The following is a 26,394-nucleotide window of genomic DNA, read 5'->3' on the forward strand; positions in this document are numbered from 1 at the left end:
CCGTATAGGTCGTTATACGCTCGGCCGGGACTCGCGGTAGGCGTTAACCGACTCGGTGAGCCCGCGCAACGTCGCCCGCAGCGCCTCCAGCTCGTCCAGCGGCAGGCCCATCGCGTCACCGATCACGCCCGGCAGCGGCACGGCCTTCGACCGCAGCCCGTCGCCCTTGTCCGTCAGCCGTATGCACACCGAGCGCTCGTCGTCGGCGCGCCGCTCCCGGCGGACGAACTCCAGCTTCTCCAGTCTCTTGAGCAGCGGCGACAACGTGCCCGAGTCCAGCGACAGCGCCTGCCCGAGGTCCTTGACGGACAGCTCGCCGTGCTCCCACAGCGCCAGCATCACCAGGTACTGCGGGTAGGTCAGGCCCAGCTCGTCGAGCAGCGGCCGGTAGAGCGACGTGACCGCGCGGGACGCGGCGTACAGCGCGAAGCAGACCTGATCGTCGAGCCGCGGTGCGGCCGGTTCGGCCATGACTCCTCCTTGGTCAGCACTCGATCATCCCCCATCGGCCGGTGGCGTGCCATCCAGGGGTGACACATGCCATAGTACGCAATTAAGTTGTGCACAAACTGGTTTGATGCAATACACCGACCGGGAGTGACCCGGTCCCCGAAGCCTCAGGGAGACAGCGATGACCGCCAACCCGCACAACCTGGCCCTGGAACCCGCAGCGCAGGCCTTCGCCGAGGCGACGGACAACCCGCCGTACCTGTTCCAGCTCCCGCCGGAGGAGGGTCGCAAGGCCGTCGACGAGGTCCAGTCCTCGGAGATCGCCAAGCCCGAGGCCGACCTCGAGGACCTCACCATCGAGGGCGGGCCGACCGGCCAGGTGAAGCTGCGCATCGTGCGCCCCGCCGGCGCCACCGGCACGCTGCCCGTCGTCCTCTACATCCACGGCGCGGGCTGGGTGTTCGGCAACGCGCACACCCACGACCGGCTCATCCGCGAGCTCGCCACCGGCACCGGCGCGGCCGTGGTCTTCCCGGACTACGACCGCTCCCCCGAGGCGCGCTACCCGGTCGCGCTCGAGCAGAGCTACGCCGCGGCGCGGTGGATCGTCGCCGAGGGCGCGAAGCACGGCCTCGACGCGAACCGGCTGGCGATCGCCGGCGACTCGGTCGGCGGGAACATGGCCGCGGCCGTGACGATCCTCGCCAAGCAGCGCGGCGACGTGACCTTCCGCCAGCAGGTGCTGTTCTACCCGGTCACCGACGCGAACTTCGACACCGGCTCCTACCGGCAGTTCGCCACCGGCTACTTCCTCGCCCTCGAGGGCATGAAGTGGTTCTGGGACCAGTACACCACCGACCCGGCGCAACGCGCCGAGATCACCGCCTCGCCGCTGCGCGCGAGCCTGGACGAGCTGGCCGGGCTGCCGCCCGCGCTGGTGATCACCGCCGAGGCCGACGTGCTCCGCGACGAGGGCGAGGCCTACGCGAACAAGCTGCGCCAGGCCGGCGTCCCCGTCACCGCCGTGCGTTATCAGGGCGTCATCCACGACTTCGTGATGCTCAACGCGCTGCGCGAGACCAACGCCGCGGAAGCCGCCATCAACCAGGCGGTCGCGGTGCTGAAGAAGGCACTGCAGGACTGAATTCCCCGAAGGAAGGGACCGAAGTGATCCTCGACGAGGTGGCCACCAAGACCGTCGCCACCGCACTCCAGCGGACGCTGACCGATCTGATCGACCTGGGCCTGCTGGCCAAGCAGGCGCACTGGAACGTCACCGGCCCGCACTTCCGCGCCGTCCACCTGCACCTGGACGAGCTGGCCGCCACCGCCCGCGAGCACGCCGACAGCGTCGCCGAGCGCCTCGCCGCGCTCGGGGTCTCCCCCGACGGCCGCGCGAGCACCGTCGCCGCCGAGTCCACGCTGCCCGGCCTGCCAGCCGGAGCGCTGGCCGACCGGGCCGCGGTCGAGGCCGTGACCGGCATCCTGGCCGCCGCGATCACCGGCCTGCGCGCCGGGATCGCGGCCACCGGCGAGCCCGACCCGGTCAGCCAGGACCTTCTCATCGGCATCGCCGCCGACCTGGAGAAGCAGCACTGGATGTTCCAAGCCCAAACCCGCTGAGCACGATCGGCGCCGGCCGGGTTCGCCCCGGACGGCGCCGGTCGCGTCAGTGACGCAGGTGCCGCGCCAGGAACCCGACGCCGGTCCAGCGGATCGTGCGGTGGTCGCCCGGGTTGGCGTGCAACGTCTTCTCCGGCGAGGCGAAGGCGCCGAGCACGCGAACGCGGAGTCCCGGCTCACGTGCTCGTCGTCCCACGGCAGCAGGAACTGGACCGGCACCGTGACCCGGCGCCGCCGCGATCAGCGCGTCGCAGGCGAAGAACGCGCCGCCGAAGATCGCCGCGGTGATCCGGAGTGGGCCGCCGCACCGGGCACCTCGCCGGAGGTCTCCGCGGTGAACGGACAGAATGGCGGGAGGACGCCTTTCGGGAGTGCTGCCGGAAAAACCGGCGCTCCCGGCGAACCCTGCGTCAACCGGTCCCGTCGCGCTCCGCACCGGCGTTTCCGGTCGCGGCGATGACGCGGGCCAGCGCGGCGTGCAGCTGCTCCAGCTCGGCGACCTCCATGCCGAGCGTCTCCACCACCCGGTACGGGATCTTCTCCGCCTCCGCACGCAGGTCCCGGCCGGACTCCGTCAGGTCGACCATCAGCGCCCGCTCGTCGGAGCGGTTGCGTTCCCGCGTCAGGTAACCCAGCGCCTCCAGCCGCTTGAGCAGGGGCGACAGCGTGGCCGGCTCCTGGCGCAGGGTCTCGGCCAGATCCTTCACCGACCGGGGCGCGCGGTCCCACAGCGCGAGCAGCACCAGGTACTGCGGGTGGGTGAGGCCGTAGGGCTTGAGCAGCGGCCGGTAGATCCCGATGACGCTGCGGGAGGCCACGGACAGGGCGAAGCACACCTGCCGGTCCAGCGCCAGCGGATTCTCGCCCAGGTCGATCGCGGTCATGTGGCCGAGCCTACTCCATCCGTGAGGGCACTGATAATTAATGCACTAACTTTTAGGGTACTGTGGGGCACGTGACCGAGCGCCGACGCCCCAATCCCCTCCAGTGGCTGTGGTACGCCCTCGGCGGCCGCCTGCCCGAGCAGCACCGCACCTGGGTCCTGCACGACGTGACCGCCAAGACCTGGCTGTGGCGGCACGCGGCGCGGGCCTCGGTGCTGCTCCTGCCCCTCATGCTGGTGTGGCTGCTGCTGCCCGGCCCGCTCACCCTGCGACTGAGCCTGGTGCTCATGGCCGGCATCGTCGGGTTCTTCTACTCCCTCGTCTACGCCGAGGAGAGCGTCGAGAACCGCCTCCGCAAGCACGGCTACCCCTACGGCACCGCCCGCAAGGTGCGCGCCGAAGCCAAGGAGGAGGCCGAGCGGGAGGTCAAGGAGCGCTACATCGCGCGCTACCGCTCGCCGCAGTAGGCCACCAGCCAGTCCACCGTCCGGTCCAGCACCTCCCCGGCCGCCTCACGGAACCCGTGCCCGGCGCCGGAAATCGTGCACCAGCTCGTGTGGTTCCGGGCCAGCGCGGCATCCCGCGCCACCTCGTAGGGCACGTGCTCGTCCGCGTCACCGTGCAGCACCAGCGCGGGCACCGTGCTCGTCAGAAACGCCGCGCGCGGGTCGAGCCGGGCGAACTCCTCGAACAGCTCCGCGCCCAGCTCGAACCGGCCCTCGATGTCCAGGAAACCGTTGTCCCGCAACGAGGACTGGTCGCCGTAGAGCGCGCGGCCCCGCGGCAGCGACGGCTCCAGGAACGTCGCGCGCAGGTCGAGCACCGGCTGCCACAGCACCACGCCGGACAACCGGTCGCCCAGTTCCGGCAACGACAGCGTGGTGCTCACCGCACCGAAGCTGGACGCCACCACCGCGACCCCGCGGCCCCGCGCGGGCGCCCAGTCCACCGCCGCCCGCAGGTCCAGCCGCTCCCCCGCGATCGTCATGTCCCGCGGCCGGCCCGCGCTCGCGCCGTGACCCCGGAACGAGAACCGCAGCACCTCGAAGCCGTGCCCGGTCAGCCTGTCCGTCAGCACGTCGAACAGCCCGTTCTCGGTGAGGTCGCCGGTGATCCCGTGCGCGAGCACCACCACCGGGCCGTCCCCGGGGTGCCGACGGGCGTCCAGCGTCAGCCCGTCGGCCGTCCACAGCTTCACGGCAGGTAGAGCACGGCGGTCAGGATCATCCCGCCCAGCGCGACCAACCACGTGTAGGGCAGGGTCGAGATCATCGCCCGCTCCGGCCGCACCCCGGCGTACTGCGCGCTCCACACCGTCTGCGTGCTCGTCGGGTCGGAGACGCTGAACACCTGGTTGTAGGAGGCCATCAGGCCGACCACGGCGGGCATCGGGTAGATCCCGCCGGACACCAGCACGCCGGCGACCCCGGCGCCGAGGCCGAACACGTTGAGCGGCCCGCGGAACAGGCACAGCGGCACCAGCACGGTGAACACCAGCACGAACGCGACCGCGCCCGCCGGGCTGATCGCCGACACGATCGGCGTAAGCGCGGACTTCGCGCCGGGCAGCTTGACCGCGGCCAGCAGCATGCCGATCGCGATGAACAACACGATAGGCGGCGCGGCCACGTCGAAGGCCTTGTAGAGCGAGCGCAGCGCCTGCCCGTTGAGGTTGCCCCACCGGGTCGTGGTCAGCAGCGCGAACAGCACGCCCGCCAGCAGCGACGGCACGATCGGCACCTTCAGCCCGAGCGCGAGCACGATCGGCACCAGCGGGGTGAGCAGCGCGTACCAGGGCGCGTCGCCGCGGCGGACCCGCGCGCTCGGCCGCGCGGCCTTGACCGACCAGGTGTGCCGGGCGCCGCGGCGGCGGGTCTCGACCAGCACGTAGGCGATGCCGGCGACCAGTGCCAGCGGGAACAGCTTGATCATGATCGAGCGCACGTCGGACACCGGGGCGCCGAGCGCGTCGGACAGGAACTGCCACACCGGCAGCTCCAGCGGCGAGCCCGCGGCGATGCCCATCAGCACGGTGCCGCCCGCCACCACCGGGGCGACGCCGACCGCGATCATCGCGGGGATGCCGACCACGCCGGCGAGCATCGCGGCCGGGGCGGACCCGGTGATGCTGCCGCACAGGATGGCCACGGCGAACACGCCGAGCGCCACCACCGAGGGCCGCTCGCCGCCGAACTCGACGATCTTGCGGACCAGCGTGGCGGCGATGCCGGTGTCGTCCATCAGCGCGCCCAGCCACGACCCGAGCAGCACCGCGATCATCGTCGCGGCCAGTGCGGGCGCACCGTTCTGCAGGACGGTGGTGAGGATGCTGTTCTTGTCCCCGGTCAGGGGCGCACCGGACAGCACGGCGATGCCCAGTGCGAGCAGCACGAGCGCGAACGCGGTCGGCAGCACGCGGGTGAGCATCAGGACCACGCCGGCGGCCATCAGGGCCAGGATCGCGATTCCCATGGTCAGTCTCCAACTCGCAGGGAGGCGGCGAGTGCCGCGGTGAGGAGCAGCGGGCTCTTGCCCAGGCCGCTGCGGCGGTGGGCGAAGCGGTGCGCGACGAGCTCGTCGGCCCCGGCGACGTGGCCGGGCACGCGGAACGGGCCCAGCCGCGCGGCGGTGTGCCCGAGGCGCCGATTCAGCTCGCGGCCGGCGCCGTGGTGCAGCCGGTGGTGGACCAGCTCGTGCGCCACGGCCGCGTCGCGCAGGGCCGGGGCCGGCACGTCGGCGTCCCAGCCGTGGCGGACCGCGACCTGGCGCAGCAGGGCCAGCGAGTCGCGGTAGACGGTGACGACACCCCGGCGGGCGTGGTACTCCGCCAGCAGCACTTCGCCGTCGCGGCGGCCGCCGTCGGCTTCGGTCACGCGCACCGGCGGGTCCGGCTCGTCCCGGTCGGCCAGTTCGTCGCCGAAGGCCAGCGCCGTTTCGGCCCACCGGGCCAGCTGCTCCGCCGACCGGTTCTCGTGTGTGGGGGTCTCGCGCAACAGCCGGACGGCGAGCTCCACATCGGACGGTTCGGTCACGGCCGGTCCGCCACGACAGCCACCACCGGCTCCTCCGGCGCGCGGGTCTTCAGCTCGGCGCCGATCAGGGCCACCAGCTGGTCGCGGTCGAGCACCCCGGACAGGTCGGCGATCTTCGGGCCGACCAGCAACCACACCGCGGGCGCGCGGGACCCGCCGTCGCCGTAGCGGGTGTGCCGGTCGACCACCGTCGCCAGCCGGCCCGGCGCCTCCCCGACCGTCGTGCTCTCCACCAGCGCGCCCGCGCTGTGCAGTCGGATCACGCCTTCGCCGTCGACGACGCGGACGTGCTGCACCGGACGGCGGAACCGGCGGCGCGCCCGCGCGCCCCACACCCGGTGCTGCGGCGTGGCCGCGAGTTCGGTGACCTCGGCGGCCGGGACACCCATGCTGCGGGCCACTTCGGCGCGCACCGCGTCTTCGTCCACAGTGGCCGCCCGGTCCTTCGTGCGCAGCTCGGTGGCGCCGGTCGCCACGGCGCGGATCAGGTTGCGCCGCGGGTCGACCGTCACGTCCACCTCGACCCCGGCCGGGTCCGCGCCCTGCTCGATCACCGCCGCCTCGGCCGCGGCGCGGGTGGCGAGGATGTCGGCGTTGGACGGGCTGGGCACGATCCGCTCGACCGACTCGCGCACCAGCGCCAGCGCCGCGCCGAGCGGGCTGATCACCTCGCTGTGCGCGGCGAGCTTCCAGTCGTGGCCGGTGTCCTGCCCGAGGAACGGCGTCACCGCGGCCGCTCCCCCGCCCCCGCCGACGAGCGTGATGTGCTCCAGGCGGTAGGCGCGCACCAGTTCGTCGACCACTGTCCGGACCGGTTTGATCGCCTGCCGCAGCACGGCGCGGGCGGCCTCTTCGACCGAGGTGCCGAGCGCCTGGGCGAGCGGCAGCAGCGCGAGCCGGGCGGACTCCGCGTCGCTGCGGGCGTAGGCCCCGGACGGGACCGCGCCGAGGGCGTTGGCCGCGCAGGTCAGGGTCAGCGCGTAGCGGGCGCCGGACGGGGTCTCCAGCGCGACGTAGTCGGCCGGGTCGTCCGGGCGCGGCGCGATCGTGACCAGCTTGGCGCCGGCCAGGGCCGAGGCCGGCGCGAAGCAGGCGTAGGACAGGCCGGCGATGTGGGCGCTGCGCGGCCCGACGTCGGTGATCGCCCGGCCGGAGAACCGGACCAGCGAGCCGCCGCCGATGCCGACCGTGCGCACGTCCAGCGCGGGCAGGTAGGTCTCCCGGCCGCCGAGGTGCGCGTGCCCGACCTGGACCCGGCCGCGGCGTACCACGCTGATGTCGGTGGAGGTGCCGCCGGTCTCCAGGAAGATCCCCTCGGACAGCTTCTCCCCCATCAACGCGCCCGCGACACCGGCGGCCGGCCCGGACAACGCGGTCAGCAGCGGCCGGCGGCGCATCTCGGGCAGCGACATCACGCCGCCGTCGCCGCGCATCACCATCAGCGGCGCGGTGATGCCGGCGCGGGTGACGCTGCGCTCGACCAGGTCGGCGGTGGTGATCATGCGCGGCATGATGCCCGCGTTGAGCACCGCGGTGCGGGCGCGCTTGGCCAGCCCGTACAGCCCGGTGATCTCGTGCGTGGCGGTGCCGGGCAGGCCGTTCTCGTGCACGGCTGCCATCACCAGCCGCTCGCCCTCGGGATCGTCCACGCTGAACGGTTCGACCGCCACGACCACCTCGGCGCCGTCCGCGCGCAGGCTCGCGATGGCCTCCTTCACCGCGACCGGATCGCCCGGATCCCGCACGGCGGTGAACCGGACGGGCAGTTTGCGGCCCGGCGCGAGCTCCAGCTTGCCCAGTGACCGCAGGCGTTTCGTGGCGAAGCCGTCGAAGCCGGAGCCGATCCCGGCGATGCCCACGGTCGCCACGTCGCCTTCGAGCAGCGCGTTGGTGGCCTGCGTGGTGCCGTGCGCCAGGAACGACACGTCGCCGGCCCCGATCCCGGCACCGGCCTGCAGTTTCTCCAGCGCCTCCAGGATCCCGGCGGCGACGCCGTCGGCGTGGTCGTGGCTGGTGGGAACCTTGACCTGGGCGAGAAGTTCGAACGAGCGCGCGTCCACGGCGACGGCGTCGGTGAACGTGCCACCGACGTCGATGCCGATCCGGACACCGGCCCGGCGGGGATGTTGCGTCATTGCCACACCTCCAGGTGTGAGGGGTCAGTAGCCGCGAACCTCGGGCCAGTGGCGTTCCACTCCGGACTGGTCGAGCAGCCGGGCGAACTCGTCGAAGAGCTTCTCGTCGTCGCGGACCTGGTGCGGTTCCACGCCGCGGCGCAGGGCGAAACCCGCCAGGTGCCCGGCGACCTCGCCGACGTTCCACTCCACCGGGTGCAGCCGGTAGCAGCCGTTGGTGATGTGCGTCGTGCCGATGTTCTTCGCGGCCGGCACCAGGTTGCGCACCCGCCGCGGCAGCAGCGCGCCGAGCGGGATCTCGAACGGCACGCTGGCGACGTCGACGTAGTTGTCGCCGGAGGTCGAGGGGTGCAGGTCGATGCGGTAGCTGCCGATGCCGACCGAGTCGGCGTGCCGCTTGCGGCCGTGCGGGCCGAGGACGTCCAGCGAGACGTCCTGCTCGGTGACCGTGGTGACCGCCTTGATCCGCCGGGATTCCCGCACGTAGGCGGACTTCGCGAGGCCGTCCACGGTTCCGGTGACATCGTGCCGCAGCTTCAGCCCGGGGAAGCCGGTGCCGCCGTCCGCGCGTGGCGCCTCGGTCTGCAACCAGTACAGCACCGACAACGACAGCTGCTTGGCCTCGTGGTGGGCGCGGGCGACGTCCTCCGGGCCGGTGTGGCCGTCGATCTCCAGGGCGGGCCGCAGCCAGTAGTCGTTGAGCGGCCAGTTGACCAGGGTGATGTCGGAGTCGAACGCGCCGGCGTCGTGCAGGCCGCGGGCCAGGATCCGGCGGAAACCCCACAGCTCCTTGTCACCGGCGTCGGCGCTCTGGTCGGCGGTGATCGCGAGCGGGTCACCGTCCGGATTGGGCACGAAGGTGCGCTCGACCGGTTCCAGCGTGCGCGGGTCCGGCGCGAGGAACCCCAGCAGCGGGCCGGGCCAGAACTCCGGGGTGTAGGCGCGCCAGAAGTCGTACATCTCCGGCCGGTCGATCACGTGGTCCTGCCCGGCGTGGTGCGACAACGCGAAGCAGTACGTGATGCCCTGCAGGTTGGCCGGATCGGCGTGCTCGGGGGCGTGCGGCTCGCCGTGCTCGTCGCGCGACTCGGCGCCCACGGCGAACTCGGTGCCGGTCATCGGCAGCAGGTCGCCGTTCTCGGTGGCGTCCAGGACGTATCCGGCGCGCACGGTGGTCCGGGTGCCGTCCCGGCCCTCCAGGGTGACCGCGTCCACCCGGTCACCGGTCGTCTGGGCCGCCACCGGGCGGTGTTCGAGCAGGACGGTGACGCGCCCGGCCGCGCGGTGCGGGGCGAGCATGGCCTCCAGCACCGCCAGCGCGACCCGCGGCTCGTGGCACAGCTTGCTGACCCGGCCGGCGCCGGGGTTGAGGTCGGTCAGGCGCGCGGCCTCCGCCCGCAGCGGGTAGTGGCGCCGGTAGTAGTCGCGGATGCCCTCGCGCAGGCGGCGGTAGGTCGCGGTCGAGCCGAACCGCTCGATCCACGGGTTCTCGTCCGGCGGCACCGCCTGCGCGGTGAGCTGGCCGCCGAGCCAGTCGGTCTCCTCGGTGAGCACGACCCGGTGCCCGCCGCCCGCCGCGGCCAGCGCGGCGGCCACGCCGCCGAGTCCGCCGCCGACGACGAGGATTTCGGTGTCGAGTTCAGGCATGGTCCCTCTCCGGTGCGGGGCCGGCGGTCGTGCCGGCCACGGGCGGGCACCGCAGCAGCTGCTGCGGTGTGGTCTCGGTTTCGGTGATCAGGTCGACGAGCAGGCGCACCGCGCGCCGGCCCATCTCGCGGCGCGGGATGTCGAAGCCGCTGACCGGCTCGTCCCCCGACGGGCGGCCGAGCACCGCGAGCGACAGGTCGTCCGGTGTGGACAGTCCCGCCGCGTCGAGCGCCCGGCGCACCGCGCTGTAGGCGGCGCCGGTGTCGGTTTCCTCCACGACGATCGCCGTGACGCCGTCGGCGAGCCAGCCGCGGACCGTGTCCGTGGTCAGGGCGGGCCCGTCGAGGCGGACGATCCGCGCGTCCGGCGCCGCCTGGCGGAGGCCGCGTTCACGGTCGGCCGAGGACGGCGCTTCGTCGGCTTCCCGCACGTACAGCAGGTTCCGGTGCCCCAGGCCGGCGAGCCGCGTGGCGACCTCGGCCGAGGCCGCCACGTAATCCGCGCCCACGTACGGGATGCGGCCGCCGAGCTCCTCCCGCCGTCCGATGTAGACGAGCGGGAAGCCGGAGTCGACCAGCTTCGCGATCGGCTCCTCGGGCACGTGCCGCCCGAAGAACAGGCAGCCGTCGGCGACGCGGGTGCGCCGGATCGCGGCCTCCCCGGACGCCTCCGCGCCGCTCAGCCCGGTGAACAGGATCAGGTCCTGGCCGAGCGCCGCGGCCTCTTCCTCGACCCCGACCAGGATCGGGTAGTAGGAGTCGGCCACCTCCATCGGAAACGTGGCGCGGAACGTGTAGAGGCCGAGCATGTTCGAGCGCGCCGACGCCAGCCGGGTCGCGACCGGGTGCGGCACGTACCCCAGGTTCTCGGCCACTTCGAGCACCCGGCGGCGCGTCGACTCGGCCATCCGGACCCCGGACCGGCCGCCGAGCACGACCGACACCGTGGCCTGCGAGACGCCGGCGATGCGGGCGATGTCGGCCTGCCGGGGCATGTCACGCCTGGACGGCACGGCAACCTCCTGCTGTTGCTAATGCGGATTAGGCGAGGCTCTGGCACGAGCAGCGCAGTGTCAAGGAACTTGTCCGAAACCAGACAAGGACGGGACTAATACGTATTAGCACCTTGACGCCACTCGGACGGGTCACGGACAGTCCCGTGTCGTCAACGCCGACGAAAGGGAGTCACCGAATGACCGAGCTCTCCCGCCGGGCGACGCTGAAGGTCGCCGCCGGGCTGGGCCTGGCGGCCTTCGCCGTCCCCGCCCTCCCTGCGCAGGCCGCCCCCGCGGGCTTCCCCGACTACCGGTTCCTGCGCACCGCTTTCGACAAGAGCGCGCTGAAGTACAACCCGACCGGCGAGCTGATCTTCCCGTGCATCCGCGGCACCGTCGGCCGGGTGCGCAACGCGCTGGGCCGCTACTACCTGTACTACGCGCCGCACGACGCGCCCGGCGGAATCTGCCTCGCCTACGCCGACTCGCTGGAAGGGCCGTTCACCGAGTACCCGGCCAACCCGATCGTGTCCAACGTGTGGGCGCCGCACTACTCGGTCAGCCACGTCTCGTCGCCGCACGTGATGTGGCACGCGCCGACACAGGAGATGTGGCTGTACTTCCACGGCGAGAACACCACGACGCGTCTGGCCCGGTCGAGCGACGGCATCGACTTCACCTACGACAAGGTCGTGCTGTCGGCGTCGATGCTGCCTGCCGGCACCAGCGAGACGTCCTACGCGCGGGTGTTTGAGCACAGCCTGCCCGCCCTGGGCGCGAAGTACGTGATGGTCTTCATGATCAACAACCAGACCAACCGGCGCACGATCGGCTGGGGCTGGTCGGCCGACGGGCGGAACTGGGAGTTCGCGCAGGAGCCGCTGATCCGCCCCGAGGAGGTCGGCGCGCGCGACATCAGCGGTCCGTCGGTGGTGAAGCGCAACGGCAGTACGTACGTGGTGTACCACTGCAACATCGAGGCCGGCGGGTCGATGCTCATCACCGAGGTGGGCAACGACTTCAGCCTGCGCCGGCACCTCGGCGTGTTCCACGCGCCGCTGCCCGGAGCCCCCGACAACGGCCGGTGCGCATCGGCGTCGTTCGGCACCGAAAACGGCGTGGAGTACATGTTCTACGAGGCCGGCGCGCGATTGGAGGGTTCGATCGCGATCGCGCGAGCGGTCTAGGCCGCCATCGCCTGGTGGGCGCGGCGCAGCTGGAGGGCGAACCGGAGGGCGCCGGCGCCGCGCAGTACCAGGGCGATTCCGAGCCAGATCGCGAGCGTGAGGATGGTCAGGTCGGGCCACACCAGGGCCACCACCCCGATCAGCAGCGTCACCACGCCGAGGCCGAGCCACAGGCCCCACATCGGCAGGCGCCGCCGCCAGGCGAGTGACGCGGCGATCTGCCCGGCGCCCGCGACGACGAACCCGACGCCGACCACCACGGCGAGCGTGAGCAGGGTGATGCCCGGCCACGCCAGCGCGATCACCCCGATCCCGATCCACACCACCCCGAGCAGGTAGGACGGCCACCGGGTGCGGTGCCGGTCCGCGGTGAGGACCTCGTCGAAGCCCTCGAACAGCAGGGCGATCGCGACGATCACGGCGAGCGTTCCCACCGCGACGGCCAGGTTCACCAGCAGCAGCACGCCCAGCACCGCGGTGGCGACTCCCAGCAGGGCGACCATCCACCACCGCCCGGTGACCCGCCGCAGTTCGCCGCCCGCCCCCGCGCCGAGCGTCACCCGGAACGCCCCGTAGGGCTGGTGCGCGGCCATGACGGTCCCCTTTCCGCAGCCGGAACAGCCACCGTAGGCCCGCCGCGCACACCCCGCCAGTCCGGTGGGATACCAACGGAATCCGGCTCGGTCCTTAGATCATTCGGCGGCTTGTGCAACCGTGCACCCCCTGATTGCGTCGTACCCGGGCGAGTCATGGGGGTGGCGCGTGTCGAATCCACTGGTGGCGCAGGCCCAGTCGCAGACGACGGGCGTGACGGGGATCGGCATCGCCGAGTCCGCGACCGACCTGGCCAACGGCATCAAGGACGGGTCCTGGGTCGAGGGCGGGCTGGGCGCGCTCGGCGTCGGCCTGGAAGTGCTGTCGATGGTGATCGACCCGCTCGGCACCCTCGCGCAGTACGGCGTGTCCTGGCTGATCGAGCACGTCCGGCCGCTCAAGGAAGCCCTCGACTGGCTGGCAGGCGACCCGCCGGTGATCCAGTCCTTCGCCGACACCTGGGCCAACGTCGCGACCGAGGTGAACACGATCGCGCAGGACCTGACCACCGAGGCGAACACCGGCACCGCCGGGTGGACGGGCGAGGGCGGCGACGCCTACCGCGCCAACGTCGCCGCCCAGACCGACGCGATCGCGGGCGCGGCCACCCTGGCCGACGGGATCTCCACCGGCGTCATGATCATGGGCCAGGTCGTGGCCATGGTGCGGGAGATCGTGCGCGACCTGGTCGCGGAACTGGTCGGCAAGCTGATCACGTGGGCGCTGGAAGCCGCGTGCACCCTGGGGTTCGCGACCCCGCTGATCGCCGCGCAGGCCACCACCGCGATCAGCAGCGCCATCACCCGCATCGCCGACCTGATCCGCAAACTGGTCAAGACCGTGGGGAACGCGGCGCCGCGGATCCGCCGGGTGATCGACAAACTGGGCGAGATCATCGACAAGCTCTCGGCGCTGGGCCGGAAGTTCGGGCGCCACGGCGACGGCCCGACCACCCCGTCGGCCGCGCGGAGCGGGGACGGGATCTCCACCCCGGACCTGGACGGCACACCGTCCACTCCGGACACCCCGGCGAGCCCCGACACACCGGGCACGCCGGGTTCGCTGCGCACGGCGGTGAGCAACGCCGGGAACAAGATCCGCGACCTGGCCGTCAGCGCGAAGGAGAAGATCGGCCGCGCGCTGGGCGACCCGGTGGACATGGTCAGCGGCGAGGTGCTGCTGACCCAGACCGACCTCGCCCTCCCCGGGGTGTTCCCGCTGCGGCTGGAGCGCATCCACCTGTCGAACCACCGCTCGGGCCGGTGGTTCGGCCGGTCCTGGGCGTCCACGCTGGACCAGCGGATCGAGGTCGACGCCGCCGGGGTGGTGTTCGCCGCCGCGGACGGGAAGCTGCTCGTGTACCCGCGGGCCGACGACGGCAGCCTCGCCACGGTGCCCTCGGCGGGGCCGCGGCACATCCTGGCGGGCAGCCGGCGCGACGGGTACACGATCACCGACCCGGAAACCGGCCGGGTGCTCAGCTTCTCGGTGGTCGACCCGCGCTCGCCGGGGACCATGCCGGTCACCGGGATGTCCGACCGCAACGGCAACACCGTGGAGTTCCGGTACGACGAGACGGGCGCCCCGGTCGAGCTGCGGCACTCCGGCGGCTACCGGGTCGGTGTCACCACCGACGCCGGGCGGGTCGTCGCACTCACCATGCTCGGCGCCGGCGCGGGCGGCGCCGACGTCCCGGTGACGCGCTACGACCACGACGAGGACGGCAACCTGTCCGCGGTGGTCAACTCCTCCGGGCTGGCCATGCGCTTCGCCTACGACCGGCAGAGCCGGATGACCCGCTGGGAGGACCGGCGGGGAACCTGGTACGAGTTCACCTACGACGACGCCGGCCGCTGCGTGCGCGGCACCGGGGCCGACGGGATGCTGAACAGCTCCTTCGCCTACGACAACGCGCACCGCGTCACCCGGCACACGAATTCGCTCGGCCACACGACGACCTTCCACTACGACGAGCGCGGACAGGTCGTCCGCCGCGTCGACCCCCTCGGCGGCACCACCACCAGCGAGTGGGACGACCGCGGGCGGCTGCTCGCCGAGACCGACCCGGCGGGCGCGACCACGCGGTACGTCACCGACGACGCCGGCGATCTGGTCGAGGTGGTCCAGCCCGGCGGAGGCCGCCTGCGCGCCGAGTACAACGCGCTGCACCAGCCGGTGGCCGTCACCGACGCCGCAGGCGCGGTCTGGCGCTGGACCTACGACGAGCGGGGCAACCCCCGCACCAGCACGAACCCCACCGGCGCCGCCACCACCTACACGCACGACAGCCGCGGCCACCTGCTCGCCGTCACCGACGCGCTGGGGCACACCAAGCGGTTCGAGACCAACGCGGCCGGCCTCCCGGTCACCGTCACCGACGAGGTGGGCGCCACCACCCGGCACACCTACGACGGGTTCGGCCGGGTCGTCAGCACCACCGACCCGCTGGGCGGGGTGACGCGGTTCGGCTGGACCGTCGAAGGCCGGCCAGCGTGGCGGACCCTGCCCGACGGGTCGACCGAGCGGATGAGCTACGACGGCGAGGGCGACACGGTCGAGCACATCGACCTCACCGGCGCGGTGACGCGGATCGAGCACACGCACTTCGACCTGAAGTCGGCCGAAACGACCGCGGACGGCGCGCGCGTGGAGATCCGCTACGACACCGAGCTGCGCCCCGTCGCGGTCGTGAACCAGCGGGGCCTCGAATGGCGCTACGAGTACGACGCGGCGGGCAACCTGGTCCGGGAGACCGACTTCAACGGCCGGGTCCTGACCTACCGGCACGACGCCGCCGGGCGCGTGGTGGAACGGGTCAACGCGGCGGGCGAGGCGATCCGCTACACCTACGACGCCAGGGGCGCGGTCGTCGAACAGGTTGCCGGCGGGGAGGTCACGACCTTCGAGCACGACCCGGCCGGGCGCATCGTGCGGGCCGTGAACTCCGCGGCCGAGGTGACCGTCTCCTACGACGCGGCGGGACGGGTGCTCGCGGAGACGTGCGACGGGCGGGTCGTGTCCTCGGCCTACGACCCGCTGGGCAGGCGGGTGCTCCGCACGACCCCGTCCGGCGGGCGGACCGCCTGGAGCTACGACCCGGCCGGCCGCCCCCGCGCGCTGGAGACCGCGGGCCGGGCGATCACGTTCGCCCACGACGCGGCGGGGCGGGAGACCGAGCGGCGGTTCGGCGCGGCGGCGCTCAGCCAGACCTGGACCGCCGGCCACCGCCCGCACACTCAGGTGCTCACCGCCACCGGCGGAGGCCGGGGGCCGCGGGTCACGCAGCGGCGCGCCTACACCTACCGCGCCGACGGCGGCATCACCGCGATCGTCGACCAGCTGGCCGGGCCGCGCCAGTACTCGCTGGACGTGCTGGGCCGGGTCACCGAGGTGCGGGCCCCGGCCGGGACGGAGCGCTACTCCTACGACCCCGCGGGCAACATCACCTTCGCCACGTCCGCCGGGGCGGGCGAGGACGGGCCGCGCGCCTACCGCGGCACCCGGCTGGACCGGGCCGGCGGCCTGCACCTGGTCCACGACGCCGAGGGACGCGTCGTGCTGCGCAGGCGCCGCTCGCTGTCCGGGCGGGACCGGACGTGGCGCTACGAGTGGGACGCCGAAAGCAGGCTCGCCGCGGTCGTCACCCCGGACGGCGTCCGGTGGCGCTACTCCTACGACGCCTTCGGGCGGCGGGTCGCCAAGGAGCGCCTGGCCGCCGACGGCGAAGCCGTGGTCGAGCGCACCGTGTTCAGCTGGGACGGCACGCGCCTGGCCGAGCAGGTCACCTCCGGCGACGGCGGCGCCAGGGCGACGACGTGGGACTGGCACCCGGAGAGCTGGCGCCCGCTGACCCAGGTGGAGCGGACCTCCGCCGCGCACGCGCCCCAGGAGTGGGTGGACAGCCGCTTCTACGCCATCGTCACCGATCTGGTCGGCACGCCGACCGAGCTGGTCGACCCGGACGGGACGATCGCGTGGCGCGCCACGACCGCGTTGTGGGGCGCCACAGGCGATGACGGGGCGGCCACGCCACTGCGGTTCCCCGGGCAGTACCACGATCCGGAAACCGGCCTGTACTACAACCTGCACCGCTACTACGACCCGCTCACCGGCCGTTACCACAGCCCAGATCCGCTGCACCTGCTCGGCGGCCTCGGCATCCACTCCTACGTCCGCAACCCGCTGACCTGGCTGGACCCGCTCGGGCTGCACGGGTACGACGACTCGCACAAGACCATCGCCTTCACCGACCGCGTCAACACCCTCAGCGGCTGGGGCAGGCACGAGCCGCACTTCACCCGGCCCTCCTTCAACGACATGCGGCAGTTCCACCAGCAGATCGGCCACCCGCTGGTCGCCGAGCCGAACGGCCGGGACCTGGGCGTGTTCGGGCGCTACTTCGCGATGCACGCCGAGCGCCAGGCCGCCTACCTCGACCCGGACGCGCCGATCCGCGTGTCGTCCACGATGTGCGACGACTGCCAGGGGTTCTTCCTCGCCCTTGCGCAGCACCGCGGGATCCCCCAGCATGTCTCCGACCCGCACCACGATTTCACCTTCCACACCAACGGGACGATGAGTGCCACACCTCGACACTGACACCCTGGCCCGGCTCGCCGGCACGCTGCCGCCCGACGGCGGACTGCCCTACGCCGACCGGCGCGCCATCCACGCCGAACTGGGCGACGACGCGCTGTCCAGGCTGGAACTGCTGTGCGCGCAACGGGTCCGGCCGGTCTGGGACGCCGCCTTCCCCGGCGACGACGAGCCGATGCGCCTGCTCGCCGCGGCGCAGGCCGGCCCCGCCGCCACGGGCCTGAAGCAGGCCGTCCGCGACGCGCACACGCATCTCGACAACCTTTCGCTGCGCGGCGGCACCGCGGTGTCCGCCGGGCTCGCCTACTGGGCCGTGGCGCGCAACCTGGTGTTCGGCAGACCCGAGGAACCCGGCGACGTCGACGGCGAGATGGACCTCGACCCCGACGACTGGTCGCCCTGCTTCTACGCGGCCAACGCGGCGGCGAACGGTCCTACGTGGCTGGACGGCAGCGACCCCGCCGCCCGGCGCGAGTTCTGGCGCTGGTACCTGCTCGAAGCCGTGCCCGCGGCCGCGGGGTCCTGACCCACGTCCGGTGACCGTCCGCACCGGCGGCTCCTCCGTCGGAGGCGGGTGGATCACCGGACCAGTGCCCCGCGGCTCCCCCGTCGTCACCGCAGCGGGCACGACCGGCGGCCCGAAGGGAGGAGATTAGTCCCTCCGCCACCCGGGTAACTCCTGCGCCGTGGACACGGCAGGCAAGATCACCAAGGCCCGCGAACCCGACCGACCGACCCGCCCGCGCCGGCGACCCAGGACCGTGAGAGCGTTGACCTGCTTGGGAATCCTGCTCTCCTCGGCGCTGCTCCCGGGTGCCGTGGCGCAGGCCGCGCCCGCCCCGCGGGTGCTGCTCGACGCGGACTTCCCGGACCCCGACGTGCTCAAGATCGGCACCGACTACCACGCGTTCGCCACCAGCGCCCCGTCCGGCCGGATCCCCGTCGCCGTCGCGAAGGACGCGGACGGGCCGTGGCGGGTCACCGGCGACGCGCTGGCCGCCGATCCGTCCTGGGTGGACCCCAAGGGCGGCTACTGGGCGCCCGACGTGACCCGCCGCGCGGACGGCACTTTCCTCATGTACTACGCGGCGGTGTCCAAAACGGACCGGCACCGCTGCATCGGCACCGCCGTCGCGAACTCCGTGGCAGGCCCCTACCAGCCGGCCGGGAACGCGCCGCTGATCTGCGACCCAGGCGACAAGGGCGACATCGACCCGCAGACCTTCCAGACCCGTGACGGCACCCGCTACCTGCTCTACAAGGGCGAGCACCCCGGCGGCGGCGCGGCGGCGATCTTCGTGCAGAAGATGACCCAGGACGGCACCGCGCCCGCCGGCCCGCGCACCGAGATCCTGCGCGCGGACCGTCCCGAGGAGAAGGGCATCGTCGAAGCGCCGGTGATCACCCAGCGCGGCGGCCAGTACGTGCTGTTCTACTCCGCCGACGACTACCGCAACGCCGGCTACCAGACCCGCTACGCCACGGCGTCGTCGCTGACCGGCCCCTACACCAAGGCCGACCAGCCGCTGCTGACCACGGACTCGATCGGCCACGCCGCGGAAGGACCGGGCGGGGCGGACGTCGTCGGCGGGCGGATCTACTTCCACGGCTGGCTGGGCGGCCAGCGTGCCGCACGCGGCCTGTTCGGCATGAACCTGGAGTTCGTCAAGGGCGTGCCGCAGGTGTCCTAACCGGACTCCCCGGCGAACCGCGCCTCCAGATCGGACACCTCGGGCAGCCCGATGAGGTCGGTGAACTCGCCGAACGACGGCAGTCCGGGCAGCGCGGCCGCGGGCGTCCCGTCCCGGCGCACGGCGTCCAGCAGGGCGCGGACGCCCGCGGTCGCGGCGAGCAGCGTGCCGATCGGGTAGAGCACGAGCGAGAAGCCCAGCTCGCGGATCCGCTCCAGGGACAGCGGCGGGGTGCGGCCGCCCTCGGCCCAGTTGAACACCAGCGGGGCGACCCCGGACAGCTCCCGGGCGACGGTGGCGATGTCCTCCTCGCTGGTCGGGGCCTCCACGAACAGCAGGTCGGCGCCGGCTTCGGCGTAGGCGCGGGCGCGGGCGACCGCGTCGGCGAGCCCGTGCACGGCGGCGGCGTCGGTGCGCACGATCAGCACGAAGTCCGGATCCCGGCGAGCCGCGGCGGCCGCCCGGAGCTTGCCGGCCATCTCCGCGCGCGGGATGACCGCCTTGCCGCTCAGGTGCCCGCACTTCTTCGGGCTGACCTGGTCCTCCAGGTGGATGCCCGCCACCCCGGCCTGCTCGTAGGCCTGCACGGTGCGGACCACGTTCAGGGCGTTGCCGTAGCCGGTGTCGGCGTCGGCGATCACCGGCACGTCGACGGCCGACACGATGCGCCGCGCGTTGTCGATCATCTCCGTGCCGGTCAGCAGGCCGACGTCGGGCCGCCCGATCAGCGAGGCGGTGGTGCCGAACCCGGTCATGTAGACCACGTCGAACCCGGCCTGCTCGACCAGCCGCGCCGTGAGCGCGTCGTAGGCGCCGGGCGCCACCAGCGGCCCCGGCGCCGCCAGCGGCCCAGCAGGTCTCCCACCACGTCCTCCTCGTGCTCGGTCGGCCCGGCGTCCGTCACCTACGCTAGTCCGCAGGGCGGCAGGCTCACCGAGTGGACAACGGCGCAACGCTCGTGCAACGTTTTACCTGTCCGGGTTGTCGAGTGAGGGGTGGCTGGATGCGGACCGTGACGGGCCCGGCGGACCGGATCGTCGTGGTGGGGGCGGGGCTGTCCGGGCTGGCGGCGGCGCTGCACCTGGCCGGGCGGGGACGGCAGGTGACCGTCGTCGAGCGCGACCCGGTGCCCGGCGGCCGGGCCGGGCGCCTGGACCTGGACGGCTACCGCGTGGACACCGGGCCCACCGTGCTGACCATGCCCGATCTGGTCGACGAGACCCTCGCCGCGGTCGGCGACAGCCTGGCGAACCGGCTCGACCTCGTCCCGGTCACCCCCGCCTACCGCGCCCGCTTCGCCGACGGCAGCAGCCTCGACGTGCACAGCGACCCCGAGGCGATGACCGAGGCGGTGCGCGCGTTCGCCGGACCATCCGAAGCGGACGGCTACCGCCGGCTGCGCGAGTGGCTCACCCGGCTGTACCGGACCGAGTTCGACCGGTTCATCGGCGCCAACTTCGACTCCCCGCTCGCCCTGGTCACCCCGCACCTGGCCCGGCTGGTCGCGATGGGCGCCTTCGGGCCGCTGGACCGCAAGATCGGCCGCTTCCTCCGCGACGAGCGGCTGCGCCGGGTGTTCTCGTTCCAATCCCTCTACGCCGGGCAGTCGCCCCAGCACGCGCTGGCCGTGTACGCGGTGATCGCCTACATGGACACCGTGGCCGGGGTGTTCTTCCCGCGCGGCGGCATGCGCGCGCTGCCCGACGCCCTGGCCGCGGCGGCCGCGGACGCCGGGGTGGAGTTCCGCTACGGCACCGAGGTCACGGCGCTGCGGCGGTCCGGCTCGCGGGTGACCGCGGTGGAGACCACCGGCGGCAGCCTGCCCGCCGACGCCGTCGTGCTCACCACCGAGCTGCCCGCGGCCTACGAGCTGCTCGGCCGGAGCCCGCGCCGGCCGGTGCCGCTGCGGCCCGCGCCGTCCGCGGTCGTCGTGCACCTCGGCACGCGGCAGCGGTGCGACACGGCGCACCACACCATCCTGTTCGGCGCGGCGTGGCGGCGGACGTTCCACGAGCTGATCCACGAAGGACGGCTGATGAGCGATCCCTCCCTGCTGGTGACCCGGCCGACGGCCACCGACCCCGCGCTCGCGCCGGACGGCCGCGACCTGCTCTACGTGCTGGCGCCCGCGCCGAACCTGCGGCGCGGCCCGGTGGACTGGGACCGCGTCGGGGACGCCTACGCCGACGAGGTCCTCGGCCACGTCGCCGAGCGGCTGCTGCCCGGGCTCGGCGACGGCATCGAGGCCAGGCACGTCGTCACCCCGGCCGACTGGGCGCGGCAGGGCATGCTGGCCGGCACCCCGTTCGCGCTGGCGCACACCGTCGCGCAGACCGGCCCGTTCCGGCCGCGCAACCTGGTGCGCGGCACCGACAACGTCGTGCTCGCCGGCGGCAGCACCGCGCCCGGGGTGGGCGTGCCGACGGCACTGGTGTCCGGGCGTCTCGCCGCCGACCGGATCACCGGCGCCCGCGTGACCCGTCCACTGGTGGCGGCGCGATGACCGGGGCCCTGGACGCCGCCGGGATCACCGAACCACGCCTGCGCGAGGCCTACGTCCGCTGCCGCCGCCTCAACGCCGAACACGGCCGCACCTACTACCTCGCGACGCGCCTGCTGACCAAGGCGCAGCGCCCGGCCGTGCACGCGCTCTACGGGTTCGCCCGCTTCGCCGACGACATCGTCGACTCCGCTCCCCCCGGCAGCGATCCGGCCCGACGGCTGGAAGCGCTTTCCGCGGAGCTGTTCGCCGGGCTGGACAGCGGCCGCAGCGACGACCCGGTCCTCGCGGCCGTGGTGGACACCGCGGGCCGCTACGGGATCCGCCGCGACCTGTTCGCCGCGTTCCTCGACTCGATGCGGATGGACCTCACCGTCACCGGCTACGCCGACCGCGCCGCCCTGGACCGCTACGTGCACGGCTCGGCGGAGGTGATCGGCCTGCAGATGCTGCCCGTGCTGGGCACGGTCGGCGAGCAGGCGGAGGCCGCGCCCTACGCGGCGGCGCTGGGCAAGGCCTTCCAGCTGACCAACTTCCTGCGCGACGTCGCCGAGGACCTCGACCGCGGCCGCGTCTACCTGCCCGCCGACGAGCTCGCCGCGTTCGGCGTCGACCGCGACCTGCTGCTGTGGTGCCATCGGCACGGCCGCACCGACCCCAGGGTGCGCGAGGCGCTGGCCGCCCAGCACGCCACCACCCGCGAGATCTACGCCTACGCGCGCGCCGGCATCGACCGGCTGCACCCGGTGTCCCGGCCGTGCATCGCGACCGCTCTGGTGCTGTACTCGGAGATCCTGGACCGGATCGAGGCGGCCGAGTTCGCGGTGTTCGCCCACCGGGCCCGGGTCGGCCGCGCCCGCCGGGTGCGGCTGGCGCTGTCCGGGCTGGCGCGGGCGATCTGGGCGCGGCGCGGCCGGCGCGCGGCGGACCTGACCGCGGCCGCGACGGAGAGGTGGGCGTGAATGGACCACTACCAGTACCTGCTCGTCCTGGCGGGGTGCCTGGCGATCACCCTGCCGCTGGAGTTCCTGGGCGCGCGCGTCTACCGGCGCCCGGTCGCGCTGGCGCGCGCGGTGCTGCCGGTCGCGCTGGTGTTCCTCGTGTGGGACGCGATCGCGATCGCCGCGGGAGTCTGGTGGTACAACCCCGAATACGTCACCGGGGTGCGGCTGCCGTTCGCCGTCCCGCTGGAGGAGCTGCTGTTCTTCCTGGTCATCCCGGTGTGCGGGGTGCTGACCTACGGGTGCGTGCAGGCGATGCTCGGCCGCCTGCGCGAGCTGCGGAAGGTGCGCCGGTGACCGGGCTGGGGTACACGCTGCCCGCGGTGCTCGCGGTGATCGCCGTGTGCGCGTGGGAGCTGGCCTACCTGCGCACCGGGTTGTTCCGCAAGCCCGCGTACTGGATCTCGATGGCCATCGTGGTCGGCTTCCAGATCCCGGTGGACGGCTGGCTCACCAAGCTGAGCGCGCCGATCGTGCTGTACGCGCCCGAGCACACCAGCGGGCTGCGCTTCCCGTGGGACATCCCGGTCGAGGACTTCCTGTTCGGGTTCGCGCTGGTCACCGCCGTGCTGCTGCTGTGGGAACGGCGCACCGCCAAGGAGGAGGCATGACCGTGGACCGCACCGGCCTGGCCCGCCACGAGGTGCCCGGCGCGTTCGACACCGGCGCCGCCGCCTACGACCGGCTGGTCGGCGCCAACCCGGGCTACCACGAGCACCTGCGCCTGTCGGCCCGCCGGATGCGGCTGCCCGGCGGCGGCCGGGGCCTGCGCCTGCTCGACGCGGGCTGCGGCACCGGCGCCTCCACCGCGGCGTTGCTGGCGGCCGCACCGCACGCCGAGATCGTCGCCTTCGACGCCTCCGCCGAGATGCTCGCCCAGGCGCGGCGGAAGTCCTGGCCCCCGACCGTCCACTTCGTCCACAGCCCGGTCGAGGAGCTGGCCGCGTCCGGGATTTCCGGGCCGTTCGACGGGATCTTCGCCGCGTACCTGATCCGCAACCTCGCCGATCCGGACGGGCAGCTGCGCGCGTTGCGGGCCCTGCTGAAGCCGGGCGGCACGTTCGCGGCGCACGAGTACTCGGTGCGCGACTCGCTCGCCGCCCGCCTGGTGTGGCACGCGGTGTGCTGGAGCATCATCATCCCGGCCGGCCGGGTGGCGACCGGCGACGCGACGCTCTACCGGCACCTGTGGCGCAGCGTCCTCGCCTTCGACGGCGTCGCGCAGTTCCGGCAACGGCTCGCCGGCGCGGGGTTCACCGCCGTGCACAGCGAAACGATGACCGGCTGGCAGCGCGGCGTCGTGCACACGTTCCTGGCCACCAACCCCGAGGAGCCCGCGTGACCGACCGCCGCGCCGTCCGGCACCGTGCCCCCGCCGGCGCGGCGGACGCCCGCACGCTGCCGCACCGGCCGGAGGTCGTGGTGGTGGGCGGCGGGATCGCCGGGCTCACCGCGGCCACCGGGCTGGCCGAACGCGGCGTCGCCGTCACGGTCGTCGAGCGGGAGGACGAGCTCGGCGGGCGCGTGTCGGCGTGGACCGACCGGCTCGCCGACGGCAGCACCGTGTCGATGAGCCGCGGCTTCCACGCGTTCTTCCGGCAGTACTACAACCTGCGCGCGCTGCTGCGCCGCGCCGACCCGGACCTGTCGCGGCTGCGCCCGGTCGCCGACTACCCGCTCGTCGACGGCGAAGGCCGCCGCGACACCTTCCGCGGCCTGCCGAGCACGCCGCCGTGGAACGCGCTCGCCTTCGCGCTGCGCAGCCCCACCTTCCGCGTCCGGGACATGCTGCGGCTCAACGCCCGCGCCGCCGCGCCGCTGGCCGCGGTGTCGGTGCCGGGCACCTACGACCGGCTCGACGACGTGGACGCGGCGACGTTCCTGGAGCGCATCAACTTCCCGCCGGCCGCCCGGCACCTGGCGTTCGAGGTGTTCTCCCGCAGCTTCTTCGCGCCGCCGTCGGAGATGTCGGCCGCGGAGCTGGCGACGATGTTCCACCTGTACTTCCTCGGCTCGTCCGAGGGGCTCGTGTTCGACGTGCCGGACTCGGCCTACGACACCGCGCTGTGGGAGCCGCTGCGGGCGTACCTGGCGGGTCTGGGCGTGCGGTTCCGCACCGGCACCGAGGCCGGATCCGTGGCGCGCGACGGCTCGCGCTGGACCGTCGACGGTCTCGCCGCCGACGGTGTGGTGCTCGCCGCGGACGTGTCCGGGCTGCGGTCGATCGTGTCGGCGTCGCCGGATCTCGCCGACGAAGACTGGCGGTCGCGGGTGCTCGGGCTGCGGATCGCGCCGCCGTTCCTGGTGCACCGGCTGTGGCTGGACCGCCCGGTGGCGCCGGACCGGCCCGCGTTCCTCGCCACCGGCGGGCTCGACCCGCTGGACAACATCAGCGTGCTGGACCGGTACGAGCGGGAGGCCGCGACCTGGGCCGCCGAGCACGGCGGGTCCGTCGTCGAGCTGCACGCCTACGCCTGCGCCGACGAGGTCACCGTGCTGCGCAAGCAGCTGGTCGGCCGGCTGCACCAGCTGTACCCGGAGACCGCGGGCGCGCGGATCGTCGGCGAGCTGGTGCAGTGGCGGCGGGACTGCCCGCTGTTCGGCGTCGGCGACTTCGCCCGCCGCCCCCGCGTCCGCACCCCGTTCGACGGGGTCGTGCTGGCCGGGGACGGGATCCGCATCGATCTTCCGGTCGCGTTGATGGAACGCGCGGCCGCGACCGGCTGGCACGCCGCGAACTGCCTGCTCGCGCGGTGGGGGCTGGCCGGGCACGAACTGACCACCGTGCCGGTCCGCGGGCGGTTCGCGCCGCTGCGGGCCCTGGCCGCGTTAGGAGGGTGAGATGTCACCGCGCTGGCCCCGGAACTGGCCGCTGCAACCGATCCCGCGCACGCCGTGGGCGCGTCAGGAGCCCACGTACCGGGACGCGAAGCCGTCGCTGATCGAGGCGGCGCTGAAGCGGGCCGAGGCGCGGCCGTCGGGGAACTGGTACGTGTTCGCGGCGAGCCGGGACGTGCGCGGCGACCGGCCCTACGGGGTCTCCGTGGCCGGGACCGAGCTGGTCGCGTGGCGGGACCGGGCCGGGAAGCTGCTGGTCGGGCCCGGGGCGTGCCCGCACCTGGGCGCGCCGATGGCGCTGGGCTCCGTCGACGACGGCGGCCTGCGCTGCCGGTGGCACGGCTTGCGGCTGGACGAGCGGTCGTGCCGTCCGGCATTCGACGACGGGGTGCTGGCGTGGGTGCGGCTGGACCACGCCGGCGGCGAGGAGCCGTTGCCCGCGCCGGTCGTCCCCGCTCGTCCTGATGGTGGGGTGGACTCGGTGGCGCGCCTGGAGGGCGTGTGCGAGCCACGGGACGTGATCGCCAACCGGCTCGACCCGTGGCACGGCTCGTGGTTCCACCCGTACTCGTTCACGCGCCTGAAGGTGCTGTCCGCGCCGGCCGAGGTCGACGTGGCCGAGGCGGACGACCGGTTCCTGGTCTCGGTGACCTTCCGCGTCACCCCGACGCTCGGCGTGCCGGTCCAGGCGGAGTTCACCTGCCCCGGCCCGCGGACGATCGTCATGCGCATCACCGACGGCGAGGGCGTCGGCAGTGTGGTCGAAACGCACGCCACACCGCTGGGCCCGGGCCGCGACGGCCGCCCCCGCACCGCGGTGATCGAGGCCGTGGTAGCGGCGTCGTCCCGGCTCGGCTTCCGCCTCGCGCGCACCGCCGCGCCCGCGCTGCGCCCACTGATGCGCCACGCGGCGGCCCGTTTGTGGAAGGACGACCTCGCCTACGCCGAGCGGCGCTACCAGCTACGCAGCGAGGGCTAACCCTCGCCCGACACCCGGGCGGGACCCCGGCGCAGGTGGCCTTGGCAACCGCCCCTGCTCGAGCAACCTGGCGTGCGCCGCACGCACGATCACGACCGCGCCTCCCCCGCCGCCACCCGCCGACAGCCGCCCCAGCGGCCCGGCCACCTGCGGGCGGCATTCGGAGGGTCCGCCGTGCACCACCACCGCCCGCACCACCCCCCACCACGCCGCCTCCGGCAGTGACCGCAGCAGCCAAACCAC

General features: G+C 73.5%; 25 protein-coding genes. 14 read left to right on the forward strand and 11 right to left on the reverse strand.

Annotated features, from left to right (window positions below; genetic code table 11):
* Window positions 1–12: 12 nt before the first annotated feature.
* Window positions 13–471, reverse strand: coding sequence for a MarR family winged helix-turn-helix transcriptional regulator (locus ACCP09_RS39340; protein ID WP_378366277.1), 459 nt, complete (start codon window positions 469–471; stop codon window positions 13–15).
* Between the two features lie 160 nt (window positions 472–631).
* Here ACCP09_RS39340 and ACCP09_RS39345 point away from each other — a divergent pair, with 160 nt between their 5' ends.
* Window positions 632–1,594, forward strand: coding sequence for an alpha/beta hydrolase (locus tag ACCP09_RS39345; RefSeq protein ID WP_027929666.1), 963 nt, complete (start codon window positions 632–634; stop codon window positions 1,592–1,594).
* A 23-nt stretch (window positions 1,595–1,617) separates the two neighbouring features.
* Window positions 1,618–2,073: a Dps family protein gene (locus ACCP09_RS39350; RefSeq protein ID WP_433754158.1), complete on the forward strand. Its 456-nt coding sequence runs from the start codon at window positions 1,618–1,620 to the stop codon at window positions 2,071–2,073.
* Between the two features lie 46 nt (window positions 2,074–2,119).
* Here ACCP09_RS39350 and ACCP09_RS39355 read toward each other — a convergent pair whose 3' ends face one another.
* Window positions 2,120–2,269, reverse strand: a complete 150-nt coding sequence (locus tag ACCP09_RS39355) for a hypothetical protein (RefSeq protein WP_433754160.1) — start codon at window positions 2,267–2,269, stop codon at window positions 2,120–2,122.
* A 214-nt stretch (window positions 2,270–2,483) separates the two neighbouring features.
* Window positions 2,484–2,957 (reverse strand): MarR family winged helix-turn-helix transcriptional regulator, encoded by a 474-nt coding sequence (locus tag ACCP09_RS39360; protein WP_027929664.1) that lies wholly within the window; start codon window positions 2,955–2,957, stop codon window positions 2,484–2,486.
* A gap of 71 nt (window positions 2,958–3,028) precedes the next feature.
* On the opposite strand from ACCP09_RS39360, the gene ACCP09_RS39365 reads away from it, so the two are divergent.
* The gene (locus ACCP09_RS39365) at window positions 3,029–3,424 is read left to right on the forward strand and encodes a DUF5313 family protein (RefSeq protein ID WP_017982262.1); all 396 of its coding nucleotides are present in this window, start codon (window positions 3,029–3,031) and stop codon (window positions 3,422–3,424) included.
* Here ACCP09_RS39365 and ACCP09_RS39370 read toward each other — a convergent pair.
* Genes ACCP09_RS39370 through ACCP09_RS39395 form a run of 6 tightly spaced genes read right to left on the reverse strand, consistent with a single transcriptional unit; the run spans window position 3,406 to window position 10,765 of the window.
* Window positions 3,406–4,155: an alpha/beta hydrolase family protein gene (locus ACCP09_RS39370; protein ID WP_433754163.1), complete on the reverse strand. Its 750-nt coding sequence runs from the start codon at window positions 4,153–4,155 to the stop codon at window positions 3,406–3,408. The genes ACCP09_RS39365 and ACCP09_RS39370 overlap by 19 nt on opposite strands.
* Window positions 4,152–5,429 carry a transporter gene (locus ACCP09_RS39375; protein ID WP_027929662.1) on the reverse strand — a complete coding sequence of 426 codons (1,278 nt, stop codon included), beginning with the start codon at window positions 5,427–5,429 and terminating at the stop codon, window positions 4,152–4,154. The genes ACCP09_RS39370 and ACCP09_RS39375 overlap by 4 nt, the downstream gene beginning before the upstream one ends.
* Window positions 5,430–5,431: 2 nt before the next feature.
* Window positions 5,432–5,989, reverse strand: coding sequence for a hypothetical protein (locus tag ACCP09_RS39380; protein WP_433754165.1), 558 nt, complete (start codon window positions 5,987–5,989; stop codon window positions 5,432–5,434).
* Window positions 5,986–8,124: a hydantoinase/oxoprolinase family protein gene (locus ACCP09_RS39385; RefSeq protein WP_433754166.1), complete on the reverse strand. Its 2,139-nt coding sequence runs from the start codon at window positions 8,122–8,124 to the stop codon at window positions 5,986–5,988. The genes ACCP09_RS39380 and ACCP09_RS39385 overlap by 4 nt, the downstream gene beginning before the upstream one ends.
* 24 nt (window positions 8,125–8,148) lie before the next feature.
* A complete protein-coding gene (locus ACCP09_RS39390) occupies window positions 8,149–9,771 on the reverse strand; it encodes an FAD-dependent oxidoreductase (protein WP_378334339.1) in 1,623 nt (540 codons plus the stop codon).
* Window positions 9,764–10,765: a LacI family DNA-binding transcriptional regulator gene (locus ACCP09_RS39395; RefSeq protein ID WP_433754184.1), complete on the reverse strand. Its 1,002-nt coding sequence runs from the start codon at window positions 10,763–10,765 to the stop codon at window positions 9,764–9,766. The genes ACCP09_RS39390 and ACCP09_RS39395 overlap by 8 nt, the downstream gene beginning before the upstream one ends.
* A gap of 197 nt (window positions 10,766–10,962) precedes the next feature.
* On the opposite strand from ACCP09_RS39395, the gene ACCP09_RS39400 reads away from it, so the two are divergent.
* Entirely contained in the window at window positions 10,963–11,952 is a 990-nt protein-coding gene (locus tag ACCP09_RS39400) for a hypothetical protein (RefSeq protein ID WP_378334338.1), read from the forward strand.
* Here the strand turns inward: ACCP09_RS39400 and ACCP09_RS39405 are convergent.
* Entirely contained in the window at window positions 11,949–12,545 is a 597-nt protein-coding gene (locus ACCP09_RS39405) for an HdeD family acid-resistance protein (protein ID WP_433754169.1), read from the reverse strand. The two genes, ACCP09_RS39400 and ACCP09_RS39405, sit on opposite strands and share 4 nt — an antisense overlap.
* A 169-nt stretch (window positions 12,546–12,714) precedes the next feature.
* On the opposite strand from ACCP09_RS39405, the gene ACCP09_RS39410 reads away from it, so the two are divergent.
* The 3 genes from ACCP09_RS39410 (at window position 12,715) to ACCP09_RS39420 (ending at window position 18,833) form a co-directional block, all read left to right on the forward strand.
* Window positions 12,715–17,145: a DUF6531 domain-containing protein gene (locus ACCP09_RS39410; RefSeq protein ID WP_433754171.1), complete on the forward strand. Its 4,431-nt coding sequence runs from the start codon at window positions 12,715–12,717 to the stop codon at window positions 17,143–17,145.
* Entirely contained in the window at window positions 17,126–17,668 is a 543-nt protein-coding gene (locus tag ACCP09_RS39415) for an Imm5 family immunity protein (protein ID WP_123686713.1), read from the forward strand. The genes ACCP09_RS39410 and ACCP09_RS39415 overlap by 20 nt, the downstream gene beginning before the upstream one ends.
* A gap of 235 nt (window positions 17,669–17,903) precedes the next feature.
* Window positions 17,904–18,833 (forward strand): glycoside hydrolase family 43 protein, encoded by a 930-nt coding sequence (locus ACCP09_RS39420; RefSeq protein ID WP_433754173.1) that lies wholly within the window; start codon window positions 17,904–17,906, stop codon window positions 18,831–18,833.
* Here the strand turns inward: ACCP09_RS39420 and ACCP09_RS39425 are convergent.
* Complete coding sequence (locus ACCP09_RS39425) at window positions 18,830–19,657, reverse strand: isocitrate lyase/PEP mutase family protein (protein ID WP_433754175.1); 828 nt, start codon at window positions 19,655–19,657, stop codon at window positions 18,830–18,832. The genes ACCP09_RS39420 and ACCP09_RS39425 overlap by 4 nt on opposite strands.
* A gap of 179 nt (window positions 19,658–19,836) precedes the next feature.
* Here ACCP09_RS39425 and crtI point away from each other — a divergent pair, with 179 nt between their 5' ends.
* Genes crtI through ACCP09_RS39460 form a run of 7 tightly spaced genes read left to right on the forward strand, consistent with a single transcriptional unit; the run spans window position 19,837 to window position 26,151 of the window.
* Window positions 19,837–21,336, forward strand: coding sequence for a phytoene desaturase family protein (crtI, locus tag ACCP09_RS39430; protein WP_027929652.1), 1,500 nt, complete (start codon window positions 19,837–19,839; stop codon window positions 21,334–21,336).
* Window positions 21,333–22,295 (forward strand): phytoene/squalene synthase family protein, encoded by a 963-nt coding sequence (locus ACCP09_RS39435; RefSeq protein WP_123686709.1) that lies wholly within the window; start codon window positions 21,333–21,335, stop codon window positions 22,293–22,295. The genes crtI and ACCP09_RS39435 overlap by 4 nt, the downstream gene beginning before the upstream one ends.
* On the forward strand, window positions 22,296–22,631 hold the full coding sequence (locus ACCP09_RS39440) for a lycopene cyclase domain-containing protein (protein WP_027929650.1): 336 nt from the start codon (window positions 22,296–22,298) through the stop codon (window positions 22,629–22,631).
* Window positions 22,628–22,945: a lycopene cyclase domain-containing protein gene (locus ACCP09_RS39445; RefSeq protein WP_378363609.1), complete on the forward strand. Its 318-nt coding sequence runs from the start codon at window positions 22,628–22,630 to the stop codon at window positions 22,943–22,945. The genes ACCP09_RS39440 and ACCP09_RS39445 overlap by 4 nt, the downstream gene beginning before the upstream one ends.
* The gene (locus ACCP09_RS39450) at window positions 22,942–23,676 is read left to right on the forward strand and encodes a class I SAM-dependent methyltransferase (RefSeq protein ID WP_433754178.1); all 735 of its coding nucleotides are present in this window, start codon (window positions 22,942–22,944) and stop codon (window positions 23,674–23,676) included. Before ACCP09_RS39445 ends, ACCP09_RS39450 begins: the two co-directional genes overlap by 4 nt.
* On the forward strand, window positions 23,673–25,175 hold the full coding sequence (locus ACCP09_RS39455) for an FAD-dependent oxidoreductase (protein WP_433754180.1): 1,503 nt from the start codon (window positions 23,673–23,675) through the stop codon (window positions 25,173–25,175). The genes ACCP09_RS39450 and ACCP09_RS39455 overlap by 4 nt, the downstream gene beginning before the upstream one ends.
* A gap of 1 nt (window position 25,176) precedes the next feature.
* Window positions 25,177–26,151: a DUF5914 domain-containing protein gene (locus ACCP09_RS39460; RefSeq protein WP_433754182.1), complete on the forward strand. Its 975-nt coding sequence runs from the start codon at window positions 25,177–25,179 to the stop codon at window positions 26,149–26,151.
* Window positions 26,152–26,394 lie beyond the last annotated feature (243 nt).

Origin of the sequence: Amycolatopsis sp. 3B14 (assembly GCF_050958625.1) — a bacterium.
Classification (GTDB): domain Bacteria; phylum Actinomycetota; class Actinomycetes; order Mycobacteriales; family Pseudonocardiaceae; genus Amycolatopsis_E; species Amycolatopsis_E thermoflava.

Coding starts and splice junctions, on each gene's coding strand:
- ACCP09_RS39340 (WP_378366277.1), bottom strand. CDS start 471: ATGGCCGAACCGGCCGCACCGCGGCTCGACGATCAGGTCTGCTTCGCG.
- ACCP09_RS39345 (WP_027929666.1), top strand. CDS start 632: ATGACCGCCAACCCGCACAACCTGGCCCTGGAACCCGCAGCGCAGGCC.
- ACCP09_RS39360 (WP_027929664.1), bottom strand. CDS start 2,957: ATGACCGCGATCGACCTGGGCGAGAATCCGCTGGCGCTGGACCGGCAG.
- ACCP09_RS39375 (WP_027929662.1), bottom strand. CDS start 5,429: ATGGGAATCGCGATCCTGGCCCTGATGGCCGCCGGCGTGGTCCTGATG.
- ACCP09_RS39385 (WP_433754166.1), bottom strand. CDS start 8,124: ATGACGCAACATCCCCGCCGGGCCGGTGTCCGGATCGGCATCGACGTC.
- ACCP09_RS39390 (WP_378334339.1), bottom strand. CDS start 9,771: ATGCCTGAACTCGACACCGAAATCCTCGTCGTCGGCGGCGGACTCGGC.
- ACCP09_RS39395 (WP_433754184.1), bottom strand. CDS start 10,765: ATGCCCCGGCAGGCCGACATCGCCCGCATCGCCGGCGTCTCGCAGGCC.
- ACCP09_RS39400 (WP_378334338.1), top strand. CDS start 10,963: ATGACCGAGCTCTCCCGCCGGGCGACGCTGAAGGTCGCCGCCGGGCTG.
- ACCP09_RS39405 (WP_433754169.1), bottom strand. CDS start 12,545: ATGGCCGCGCACCAGCCCTACGGGGCGTTCCGGGTGACGCTCGGCGCG.
- crtI (WP_027929652.1), top strand. CDS start 19,837: ATGCGGACCGTGACGGGCCCGGCGGACCGGATCGTCGTGGTGGGGGCG.
- ACCP09_RS39435 (WP_123686709.1), top strand. CDS start 21,333: ATGACCGGGGCCCTGGACGCCGCCGGGATCACCGAACCACGCCTGCGC.
- ACCP09_RS39440 (WP_027929650.1), top strand. CDS start 22,296: ATGGACCACTACCAGTACCTGCTCGTCCTGGCGGGGTGCCTGGCGATC.
- ACCP09_RS39450 (WP_433754178.1), top strand. CDS start 22,942: ATGACCGTGGACCGCACCGGCCTGGCCCGCCACGAGGTGCCCGGCGCG.
- ACCP09_RS39460 (WP_433754182.1), top strand. CDS start 25,177: ATGTCACCGCGCTGGCCCCGGAACTGGCCGCTGCAACCGATCCCGCGC.